The following is an 11725-nucleotide window of genomic DNA, read 5'->3' on the forward strand; positions in this document are numbered from 1 at the left end:
TACGAGCGTGAGAGGCCCGCGGCTCTGGACGCGACCTGTCCTGTGGAGAGGGATCACCGCCACCGGATCGTGCCCATCTGCGCGTCGAAAAGTTCGACCAGTACCTCGGCGAGCGGGCCGTCCGCGCGGCCGTCGCCGATGGTGACGAAGGAGAACACGAGCCACGCCCCCCCGGTGTCGGGCGCGGAGATCGTGTAGGTCACGCGCCGCCCCGCATAGGTGGCGAGGGGGTCGGCCTCCGGGTCGGGAGGTTCGATGTCCTCCTCGCGCAGCGCCGGCTGTCCGTCGATGTCGACGACGGAGGCCGCTGCCGCGCTGTCGGCGCTCAGCGCGGCGAGCACCTCGTCGGGTGTGACCGTCCCCGCATCCGGGTCGTGCCACTCCGACACGGTGTACGAGGCGGGCACGGCCACCTCGCCCATGCGCTGGGTCGGCAGGCACAGCACCCCCGCCCCCGCCGAGCGCGCGCGGTCAACGAGCCGCACGAGGTGCTTGCGGAGTTCTGCCCGGAACGGAGTCGCCGTGTCGCGCGGAACCTCGTCGGGCACCGCGTCGTGGGCGAGTTCGTTCAGGCGGCGGTCGAGCTCGGCCGCGTCGGCTGCCCGGAGGGACAGGTTCTCCCATCCGGGGATCTGAACGATGTCATACGCGGTCACGGGGTTCCTTCCGGACGGACTTCCCACAGGAGGTCCAACATGTCGGAGAACAGCGCATGGGCGTTCTCGATGGCGACGCCTCGGGCTGAGACCACGACGTCGAGATTCCAGGCGCGACGCACCAGATCGATGCGCGCGTACAGCGCGCCGTCCTGCGCCTGCGGGAAGGACACGATCGAGACGCCGTCGGCGAGCAGGTCGGGCAGGCTCTGCACCACGGGCCGCCCGAGAGGTCCCGCTGCTCGAGCGCCGTACCGCTCGAGCAGGTAGTCCGGATTCGCGTTCTCGGCCTCCCGCACGGTGATGACGGCCGTCTGCTCTCCACCGGGCAGCGCGGTGGCGACGAACTCACCGGCCCCCTCACCGGCGCGCCACGCCGGCGGGATGCGATGAACCCTCACCGCCGAGAGCGATCTCTCCATGGTCATCGCGTCGTCTCCGTGTCGAGCGCGGTCAGCGCGACGCGTCTCACGCGATAACCGCTCCCACCGGCGGACGCCGCGGGGGAGGGTTCGTCCCCGACTGTCCGCCCGCGGCCCACGGGCACGTCGGTGCCGGAAACGCCACGCTCGCGCGGTGCGGCAACGGCGGACGCCACCCGCAAGAGCGCACGACTGTCGGTCCCCGGCCACCCGGAGAGGCGAGCGGCGCGGGCCTCGGGGAGCGCGCCCACCCCGAACATCGCGCCGACAAGTGCTCCGGTTGCCGCCGGCACGATCTGCATCGCGACCCACCGCGGCGATAGTGCGATGAGCGCTCTTTCTCGCGCGGTAGCGCCCTCCATGCTCGCCGTCTGCAGAGCGTGCGCGATCGCCTGATCCGGGGCCGGCGATGCGCCCTCCGACACCATGTCGGCGCCCACATCCCCCGTGGCGAGCAGGTGTGTGACTGCGTCCGCCCATTCAGAGAGCCCTCCTCGGTGCGCCGGAGGCGTTCCGAGTGTGTCGAGTACGGCACGCAGGGCCGCGTTACGCTGCGGGTCGGGGTCGCCGCGGTGGGCGAGGGCCACCACCGCCGCGGCCGAGAGGGTGGTGTCGCGGGACCTCTGGTCGACGACGTCGCCCTGGGTGAGGTCGTGCCGTTCGCGCAGATTCCGTCGCAGACGGTCCACCGCCCGCGCGTCGTCCAGTGGAAGGCCCGTCGCGGCCGCGTCGGCGACGCAGAGCGCGACCTCGGTGGCTCGCGACCATCCGTCGCCGAGGGCGAGCCCGACGAGCAGCCCGGCTGCCCGAGCCTCGTCTTTCTGGTTCATGTCAGCCCTCACACGCCCATGTCCATCGCACCGCCCGGGCTGGTCGGCCCCGGGCGATCGAATTCCCCGCGTTCGAGCGCGTCCCAGTCGGCGGGGGTGGGATCCTTGTACAAGCGGCCGTAATCGGGTGACGTCGGCCACTCGCCTGTCCGCGCCGCGTCGCGTGCGGCGTGCATCTCCGCCGCATCCCATTTGTCGACGGGTCGCGTCGTCACCTGGTCCGTCCCCGGCACTCGTTGTCCGCCCGGGGGGGTCGCGGCGCCGGGCTCAGCGTTGTACCGGATGCCTTGACCGCCGTCCCGCATATCGTCGACCATCTTGTGGTATGAGTCGTCGGCAATGGTCAGTTGCTGCTGCGCACCGGCGCCCTGCGGGTTCCGGAAACGCGGGTCGTGGGCGTATCCGAGCTGGTTGAGCTGCGTTGCTGTGCTCGGATCGTTCTCCTCGATCGCGTTGCGCTGCGCGTTGCGATAGGACCCGACCCGGCTGTCGTATCCCAGTGCGTCGTCAGGCGTGGTGTTCGGGGTCTGCCGGACGTTGCCGCTGGTGAAGCCGGATTCGTGCACCTTTTTGCCGCTTCCGGTTCCGGGGTGGAATCGGTGGCTGGCGAAGTCCTCGTAATAGGCGTAGGCGTTGTTCTCGAGTGGCTTACTCGCCGCGTCCGAGCGTGGGAGCTTCTTCCTCCCGTTGTCCGCCAAGACGTCGTATCCCGCGACGTGCTCGGACTGGTGCGTGCGTTTGCCATGAATGGTGAAGCGGTGCTCCGTGTTGAGGCGCTTGCGCTCGGCGTCCTTGTCGCCGTAGGTGCTTTCGGGGTACTTCCGGGTGCGCGTAGACGGCCCCGGGCGCCCGTTGCCGTACGGGGAAACGCGGCTGCTGGGCACCGCGCACGGTGTGGCCCGATCCGCGGCGAGGCCGAGGGGGTCGATCATCGCGGTCGGGTTGTCGACGTAGGCCAGCGAGTCCGGCGCCGGCGTGAGGCCCAGCGGGTCGTGGGAGAGGTAGCGGCCGGTCTCGGGATCGTAGTAGCGGTGCCGGTTGTAGTGCAGGCCTGTCTCGGCGTCGTAGTACTGGCCCGGGAATCGCAGCGGTGTGGTGGCGCCCTCGCTGACGGAGGTGGTCGCGCCCCACAACGTGGTGCGCAGGCGTCCCGTCAGCGCCCCGGTGTCGGCGAGTAGTTCGGCGGGCGCGCCGATCTGGTCCGACACGATGGCGTGGAAGCGGACGTCGCCCGGCGCATCGAGGGAACGCTCGATCTGCGTGAGCGGAAGCTCCGCGTCGGAGGTGTAATCCCACATCGTGGCCACCGTCGACCGGCCCGGCGCCGTGTCGATCTGTTCCGCGAGAAGTTGCCCGTCCCACGCGAACCCGACGTCATCGACGACCGCGCCCGTGGCGGCATCCAGTCGCTGTTTCGCGATTCGCCTACCGAGGGGGTCGTAGCGGTAGCGCCACTCGGTGCCGTCGGGCGTTCGAACGCCGATGAGTCGGCTCTCCGCGCTCCACGCGTAGGTCCAGCGCTGCCCATCACGTTCGCGGGTGAGGACGCGCCCCTCTCCGTCGTGCGAGTAGGTGGTCGAGCCCGCGGCGGTCAGCACGCTCCCGCTGTAGCGGCGGGGACCGGCTGCCTCCGGCGCAGCGGACACCGCGGCGGTGGTGACCGCGCCGGCGGGGTCGTAGTCGTAGCGTTCGCGCCACTCGTCGCCGAGCACGGAGCGGACGCGTCCGCGAGCGTCGACCTCCAGCGTGCGCGCCCCGGAGATCATGTCCTCCACGCCAGCGAGGAGGCCGTCGGGCAGGTAGCGGAATTCCCGCCGCTGGAGGGTGTCAGTGCCGCGCAGGACCGTCTGCGCCGCCAACTGCCCCGTGGGCGTCCAGTCCTGGCGAACTTCGGCCACCGGGCCGGCGTCCCCGACCAACGCCCGCGTCCGTTCGTTGCCGGCCGCGTCGTAGCCGAATCGCAGCGAGCGCCCGCCGGTGCTGATCTCCATAGGCCTCCCGGTTGTGCCGTAGGAGACGACCGACTCTGCTCCCGTGGGAGTCCGGCGGCTGACGCGACGGCCGAGGGCGTCGAAAACCGACGTGAGGACGCGTCCGTTGATCGACTCGGACACCACGCGCCCGAGCGGGTCGTAGGTGAACCGGACTTCGCAGTGCTCGTTGGTCGCCGACACCATCCGGTCGGCGGCGTCGTAGGCGAAGACCGCGACCTCATCCTCGCTGCTCCGCCGGATGACCCGTCCCAGGCGGTCGCGTTCGAGAGTGATGGTCTGCCCGGCGCCATTGGTGCGGCGCACCAGTTGCCCGGCAGCGTCGTAGCCGTAGCGCAGGACGCGGCCGTTGTAGTCGGTCTCGGCCACCAGCCGCCCGGCGCCGTCGAACTCGTACTGCCAGGTCAGGCCGCGCTCATCCGTGATCGAGGTCATCCGCAACTCGGTGTCGTAGCCGTAGGTGCGGATGCCCCCGTCGGGGCCGCGGTCGCCGACCGGAAGGTCGAAGTGCGCATAGTCGGTGCGCCAGACACTGCCGCGCTGATCGGTGCGCTCCTCGAAGCTCCCGCGGGCGCTCGCCGCGAACCGTTCGAGGGCGCCGTCAGCGTCGCGAACCTCCAGGGGGTCGCCGGTGACGTCGCGCACCATCAGGGTGGTGTTCCCGAGCGGATCGGTCGCACTCGTGGCGTTCCCGAGCCCGTCATACGTGTAGCGCCATTCGCCCCCGTCCGGCTCGACGACGATGAGCGGGAGACCGGCGGTGTCGGAGCGGATCAAGGTCACGGCGCCGAGGGGATCGGTCACGGAGTTCACGGCGCCCGTGGCCGCGTCGTAGGTGTAGGCGGTGGCCGCCCCGGTGGGATCAACGGCGCGGACGAGACTTCCGTTCTCGTCGTACTCGTAGTGCCACTGCGCGCCGTCCGGCCCCGTCACCACTGCAGGGCGGCCGGCCGCGGTGTACTCGGTGAGGATTCTGCTGCCGTCGGCGCGCGTCACCGCGGTGATGTTGCCGATCATGTCGTAGTCCCAGCGGGTGACGTTGCCGAGCTCGTCCGTCTCGGCCAGCACCCGCCCGAACGAGTCCCGCTCCGCGCTCGAGGCACCGCCCAGGGGGTCGGATCGGCCGATGACCCGCATCCACTCGTCGAGCCGGTAGCGCGTGGCGCCGCCGAGCGAGTCGGTGACCGTGGTGACGCGGCGCTCGGTGTCGTACGCCAGCTCGGTGGTCAGGTAGCCGCCGGCGCCTTCCGCGCGGACGCAACGACCTTCGGCGTCGTACAGGTAGCGGTACCAGCGGCCGTTGACGTCCTCCCACCGCACGAGTCTGCCTTCGTCGTCGTAGGAGAACGTCTGCGGTGTGCCGAGCGCGCCGACGACCTGAACGAGTCTCCGCTCGGAGTCGTAGCGATATTCCGCGAGCGGAGTCGGCGAACCGGCGACGCGCAAGGCGGTGACCAGGCCGTCGGTGGTGTCGATCTCGACCCGGTAACCGCCGGAATGCTCCATCGCCACCGGCATTCCGTTCTCGAGATGCAGGATGAGGCGGTTGCCGGCGCCGTCCAGGATCGCGCGCAACGGGAGCGTGACGTCGTCGGTACCGCCGGCGAAGTAGCGGATCACGTCGGACTGCGGATCCCCGATGAGGAAGCCGGCGCCCGCCCTGCGCAACGCCAGGTACGGGCCGGTATCGGGGAGCACCGATTCGCCGGCCGCCGGAACGGGGTAGCGCAAGAGGGTCCCGTCGGCCAGCGCCAGGTGCAGCCCATCCGCCTCGACCTCGATGCGCTCGTCCAGTGTCGACGCCCACGTGGGTCCGAACACGCGGCCTGCGCGGTAGGAGGAGAGGTGCGTGCGGGTGATCACCAGTGGCAGCACGCCCGGCAACGACACATCCTCCTGCTCCAGTGCCACCGCACCCGTGGCGACGTCGATCGGGTCGCCGCAGAAGGTGCGGTCGCGGATGGAGGTTATGTGCTCGTTGGGCCGTGGGTTGTTGTCCGCGATCCGCCTCTGATCCGGGGCACCTCTCGATGGGTTCGTGGAGGGTCGGACACCGCGCCCCGCCCCGCGGATCGACTGCATCGCGGGACCGAACGCCGACTTCACCGCCGGCGCGAACGCCTTCGCGGCGCCGAAGGTCAGTATGCCCGCGATCGCCAGCCCGAGGTCCAGCCACGACCCGTCGCCCATCAGCGTGAGCGCGACCTCGGCGACCAGGGCCACTGCGCCGATGACCGCCCCGGCGAGGATGAGGGGGCCCACCCCGGGAATGATCACGGCGAGCACGGCCAACGCCATCCCGATGTACGTGAGCACCTTCACGAGGATCTTCAAGAACTTCTTGAACCCCGCCACGAAGCGGTCGACCCAGCTGTCCTTGAGTCCGTCGTCGAACCCGCCGCGCACCACGCGCGCGGCCTCTGCGCCGGCTTCGTCGAAGCGTGCGAGCACGTCGTTCAGCTTCGCCTTCGCGGCCGCGACCCGGCCCGCAGCCGCCTCCACCGCCGCCGTCCGGGCGGCGTTCGCCTGCTCCTGCTCCGGCGTCAGGTCGGCACCCGGTTGGGCGACGGTCTCCGGCACCGACTCCGCCTGCCGGGAGGCCCCGCTCGCGTCGATCGCGTCGTCCAGCGCGGCGCTGGATCCCCTCAGCGCCACATCCACGGCCGGACGGAACCGGGTGAGCGCGGTGACCACCGCTTCGTAACGGCCCACCACCTGGGTCAGATCCTTGGACACCTGCTCGGCGGAGCCGCGCAGCTCGTCGGCGTAGGCGCCCCTGAGTGACTCGCCGGATGCGATCCGCGCGAGACGGTCGCCCTGCTCCCGCATCGACTCCGCGAGGGAGCGGAAATACGACACGCGCTCGTCGATGGCCACGACATCCGCGACGACCGGGTCGCCGTCCCGTCCCAGCAGGTCCCACGGCCCTGGGCGCTCAGCCACGGGACACCTCGGTCTCGATGCTGCTGGCCAGCTGCTTGTCCGCGTCGCTCCATACGCTGCACGCCTGATCGACGCGGTCGCTGAACTTGCCCAGGCGTTCCATGATCTTGTCGCGGTGCACCCGCCAGTTGTCGGCGAATTCATCCATGGCGCGGCTCACGTCGCGCTGGCCCCAGATGCCGGCGTTCTGGTCGGCGTTCTTGCCCGCGTTGGTGAACTCCTCGCGGATCGCTTTGAGGTCGCGGTTGGTGTCGTCGAGAGTGCCATCGACGATGAGATTGGCCATGATGGTGCCTTTCTACGGGTCGGAAGAGTCAGTCCAGGAGGCGGGGTACCTGGACGGTCTGCAGCATCCCGCCCCCCAGGTGCACGACGGCCCGGCCCGGCGCCACCGGTGCAGCGGTGAGAGAGCGGGGCACCCGCACGCCCAGAAGGTCGCCGTCCAGGACGGTGCGGGGGCTGAGGAGCGCCCCGCGCTGGTTGTTGCGGATGTCGACCTGCCATCCGGAGAACCCACTGCCCACCTCGGCCGCGTTCCCCCCGAGGATGATCCCGCGGTCCCCGCCCGCCGCCTCGCGGATCCAGGCGCGGAGGAAGTCTTTCGCCGGCATGTCACGGGTGTTCTCCCCGTCGTCGACGACGAGGACGACGGGGCGCTCGCCGGGGGCGAGCGCGTCGGAGAGCTCGGATTCTTCGACCTCGGCGTGCTCGAAGATCCGGCGCACGCCGGGGGTGTCCGCGAACATCGCCGGGAGCGGGGAGCGGCGCGGACACACCAGCACGACATCGCTCCCGCCTTCCAGGAGGGAGCGCGTCATGACCGCCAGCACGTTGCTCCGTCCCGAGCGCGGCGGACCCGCCACGAGGAAGGTCGGCGCGCCGCCGCCCAGGTCCGGCCCCACTGCGGCGAGGTCGTCACCGCCGACGCCGACCATCGACCACATGGCGGCGTGCACCTCGGTGCGGGGGTAGGACGTCGCCTCCTCCCACGTGAGCGAGCTGGGCAGCAAATCGATCCGCAGCGGCTGCGAAGCGCGCGGCACGCTGCGGTCGCGCTCGCGGGCTCGCATGGCGATCTCCGTCAGCGCGACCGCCTGTCCCGTCGCGCTGACATCGGCCGCCAGGAGCGCGACCTGCGCCTCACGGCCGGAGCCGGCGCGGATCATGCGGCCTTCCGGCATCGCCTCCGGCACGGCGCGTGGGCTGACGCCGCCCAGGCTGTAATCCGTGCGATCGGCCATGCGGAGCATCCACTTGTCCTCGGTGAGAACGCTGATCCGGCCCGACAGCAGCGAGCGGTCGCCGGCGAGGATGACATGCAGGCCCGCGCCTGCTCCTTCGCGCAGGAACCCCAGCACGGTCTCCACGAGAGCGCCGCCGTCGGCGTCGCCGAACGTGCTGATGAAGCTCTCCCACCGGTCGACGAGCAGGACCAGGTGCGGCAGCCGATCGGCCCCGTCGGCCTGGGCGCGCTGCTCGCCGATGTCGGCGACCCCCAGCCGGCCCAGCAGATCCTGGCGTCGGGTGAGTTCGGCCTGCAGCCGATCGAACAGGCGCGTGATGCGCTCACGCTCGGAGCGCTGGACGACGGCGCCCGTGTGCGGCAGGCGGCTCAGCGGAAGCAGTGCGCCGTTGCCCATATCCACGCCGAACAGGTGCACGTCGGCGCTGGAGATGCGTTCGGCGATGCCTCCCGCGATCGAACGCAGCGCCTGGGATCGGCCACTGCGGGCCGATCCGGCGAGGAAGAGATGGCCGAAGTCGGCGAATTCGATGCGCACAGGGTGCTGCGCCTGCTGTGCGGGCAGGTCGGCGAGGGCCCACGGTACGGCGGGCAGACGAGCGCCGCCCGTGCCGCCGGCCGCGGCCTCGCCGACGGACAGGTCGGCTCGGAGGACGGAGGTGGGCAGCGCGGGGAGCCAGGGCGAATGGTTCGGGGGCAGTGCCAGCTCTTCGGCAGCGTCTCTCGCCGCATCCACGAGGCGGGAGAGGTCGGTGCTCTCGCCGTCCTCGGTCTCGGTGCGTGGCGGCGCCGGGAGGGGGTAGCCGGCGCTGTCCCACCCCACTTCGACGACGAACGGCGCGGCCCGGTGCGCGGCGCCGGCGCCGGCGCCGGCGCTGCGGCCGCCCACCCGGGCGGTCTGGAACGGGATGAGGGAGGAGTGGCCCAGGCGCACGTAGGCGCGCCCCGGCAGCGATGCGGGGATGCGTGCCGCATCCGGCGCGTTGATCACATCGGTGCTGTCGGCGGTGTCGGTGACCCGCAGCGAGATGCGCAGGTTGGTGTTGGCCCGGATCTCGGCCGACACCACTCCGGCGGGCCGCTGGGTCGCGAGGATGAGATGGATGCCGAGGGAGCGTCCGCGCTGCGCGATGTTGACCAGGCCGGTGACGAAGTCGGGGAGTTCGCGGGCCATCGAGGCGAACTCGTCGATGACGATGAGCAGCCGCGGCATGGGCGGGCGGTGCGGGTCGGTGCGGACGTCGGCGATGTAGTCCTCGATGTCCTTCGCTCCGACGCCGGCGAGCAGGTGTTCGCGCCGGGTGAGTTCCGCCCCGAGGGAGGTCAGGGCGCGCTCGACCAGGTGGGCGTCGAGATCGGTGACCATCCCCACGGTGTGGGGGAGCCGGACGGCGTCTTTGAATGCGGCGCCGCCCTTGTAGTCCACCAGCACGAAGTTGATCCCGTCCGGACGGTTGCTCACGGCCAGGCTCGCCACGAGCGACTGGAGGAGTTCGGACTTGCCCGACCCCGTCGTCCCGGCGACGAGGCCGTGCGGGCCGTCGACGGACAGGTCGAGGGAGAAGGGGCCGTCCAGTGACACGCCCACGACCGCGCGGGTGCTGCGCGCGCCCCCCGACCACCGCCGCAGCAGGTCGGTCGATTGGACGGGTTCCAGACCCATCACCTCGGTGAGCCGGGCGGCGTCGGGAATCGCGTCGTCCTCGTCGCCGGGGTCGCGCAAGGATGCGAGCGCGCGAGCGACCTCCTCGAACCAGTCGCGGTCGATCCCGTCGAGGCGTACTTCGCGCACCGCCTGGAAGGATGACCGCCGGATGACCGCGCGTGCGTCGGATCCGATGGCGACGACGGCCGTGCATTCTTCGGGCAGGGAGCGCTCGTCATCGTCCACGCAGACGCTGTAGATCCCGACGCTGGGGCCGTCACGCAGCACGCCCGCCACGCCTGGGTAGCTGCGCAGCCGGCGTGCGCCGTCCCACACCACGAGGACATCCGGAGTGAATCGAACCGGCTTCCCGAAGGAGCCGGCCGCCTGCGCCTGGCGGGATGCGACCAGTTGCGCGAGCTCGGCGACCCGTCGGCCGATCGTGTCGGCGTCGTTGCCGATGAGTGCGCGGGCGTCCTGACCGAGGGCCGGTACCGCGTGCGGAAGCCACGCCGTCCAGCCCCAGTCCGGCTCCCGGTCGCCTGCCGTCAGCACGTACAACTGAAGGTCGCGGGGGCTCTGCAGGACGGCGAGCTGCGCGATGATCCATCCGGCGGTCGACCGCACCCCTGCGGCCGAACCCGCCAGGCCGACGACGCCCGACACCGCCAGGGGGATCGTCGCGGGCACATCGCGCAGCGTCGCGGGAAGCCGTCGGCGGTGCTCGAGCGGCTCCCGCATGTCCTCCACGACCACCCGGCTGGCGATATCGGCGGTGCCCAGGCGGATCAGGAGGTGGTCGTCGTCGCCGGGCCGCCTCGCCCACAGCTGTGCGGCCGGACGCGTGGCGATCGGCCACAGGTCGGCCGCGCTGGGCGCCGTCTCGAGCAGGGCGGCGCGCTCTCCGGCACGGCGCAGCTCGATATCGGACTCGATCTGCGCGACGAGCGCCGCATGGTCGGCAGCCCGCTCGGCATGGGTGCGGCGTCCCTGCCGCCGGGCGACGAACGCGTTGGTGAAGGCGACGACCGGGGTCAGCGCGGCGATGAGGAGGAACGTCGGCGAACCGAAGGCCACCGCGGTGACGACGGCTCCCACCAGCGGCAGGAAAGCGGCGACCCAGGGCCACGAACTCCGGCTCTGCGCGGCCGGGGCCGACGGGATCGTGAACGTCGACTCGGGCTCGGAGAAGCGCACTCGAGGCGGGCGGTGGAACTCCCGCACGGCTCCGTCCTCCGAGGGCTCCAGGACCGCGTCGGTGAGAGTGGCAGGTCGATACTGCACGAGCCGGTCGCCGATGCGGATGTCGGTCCCCGATGGCCAGTCGACGAAATCGTCGTCCAGCATCCGCTCGCCGAGGGCGGCGCGCACGCCGACGCCGGCCGCGCGCACCCGCACCCGCATCCGCACATCCACCTCGACGATCAGTGCCGCCTCGGGCAGCCCCGGCAGATAGGCGCCGCGCGCGCGGGACCCGCCGATCCCGTGCCGACCCGGTCCGAGCCGCACGACCCTTCCGCTGCCCGGCCCCCCGGCCAGTCCGATGTCCACGAGGCCGGTGTCGCCCACGGGCGACATGCCGTCGGGTTCTCGGGAGACGGTGATCATCGCACCCTGGCGGACCCCGGCCTCTTGCAGGGACTGGGCCGGGTCCACCCAGCGCCCGTCGATGACGACCGACTCGTCGCCCGCGGCGGCCGCGGCACTGTCGGCGCCCATTCGGCGAAGGACGTCGCGGACGGAAGCGTCGCCATCGACCTCGACGAGGAAGTCGCGAGCACGGCGATCGAGGTCGCGAAGGGTGGCGGTGATGCGCATGGGGGGATGCTCCGGGTGAACGCACCGCGGTTCCGCGCCCGGGGGCGCGGAACCGCGGGGGGGGGGGGGGGGGGGGGGGAAGGGGGTCTTTTTCCCTCCCGGCTCTTGGGAGGTTCTTGTCTTCTTTCCTGGCCCCCCCCGCCCCCTCCCCCCCCCCACTCCTCCTCCCCCCCCACC

At 71.5% G+C, this 11725-nt stretch carries 6 protein-coding genes; all 6 read right to left on the bottom strand.

What is annotated here, in order from left to right; translation table 11 throughout:
* Window positions 1-53: 53 nt before the first annotated feature.
* Genes AC2DFQ_RS14310 through AC2DFQ_RS14335 form a run of 6 tightly spaced genes read right to left on the bottom strand, consistent with a single transcriptional unit; the run spans window position 54 to window position 11548 of the window.
* Window positions 54-656 carry a hypothetical protein gene (locus AC2DFQ_RS14310; RefSeq protein ID WP_484534342.1) on the bottom strand — a complete coding sequence of 201 codons (603 nt, stop codon included), beginning with the start codon at window positions 654-656 and terminating at the stop codon, window positions 54-56.
* A complete protein-coding gene (locus AC2DFQ_RS14315) occupies window positions 653-1084 on the bottom strand; it encodes a hypothetical protein (protein ID WP_484534343.1) in 432 nt (143 codons plus the stop codon). The genes AC2DFQ_RS14310 and AC2DFQ_RS14315 overlap by 4 nt, the downstream gene beginning before the upstream one ends.
* Window positions 1081-1908, bottom strand: coding sequence for a hypothetical protein (locus AC2DFQ_RS14320; protein ID WP_484508072.1), 828 nt, complete (start codon window positions 1906-1908; stop codon window positions 1081-1083). The genes AC2DFQ_RS14315 and AC2DFQ_RS14320 overlap by 4 nt, the downstream gene beginning before the upstream one ends.
* An 8-nt stretch (window positions 1909-1916) precedes the next feature.
* Complete coding sequence (locus tag AC2DFQ_RS14325) at window positions 1917-6842, bottom strand: RHS repeat-associated core domain-containing protein (RefSeq protein ID WP_484534344.1); 4926 nt, start codon at window positions 6840-6842, stop codon at window positions 1917-1919.
* Window positions 6835-7128: a hypothetical protein gene (locus AC2DFQ_RS14330; protein ID WP_484508074.1), complete on the bottom strand. Its 294-nt coding sequence runs from the start codon at window positions 7126-7128 to the stop codon at window positions 6835-6837. The genes AC2DFQ_RS14325 and AC2DFQ_RS14330 overlap by 8 nt, the downstream gene beginning before the upstream one ends.
* A 28-nt stretch (window positions 7129-7156) precedes the next feature.
* A complete protein-coding gene (locus AC2DFQ_RS14335) occupies window positions 7157-11548 on the bottom strand; it encodes an FtsK/SpoIIIE domain-containing protein (RefSeq protein ID WP_484534345.1) in 4392 nt (1463 codons plus the stop codon).
* Window positions 11549-11725 lie beyond the last annotated feature (177 nt).

This window comes from Microbacterium sp. Z11_20, assembly GCF_057197605.1.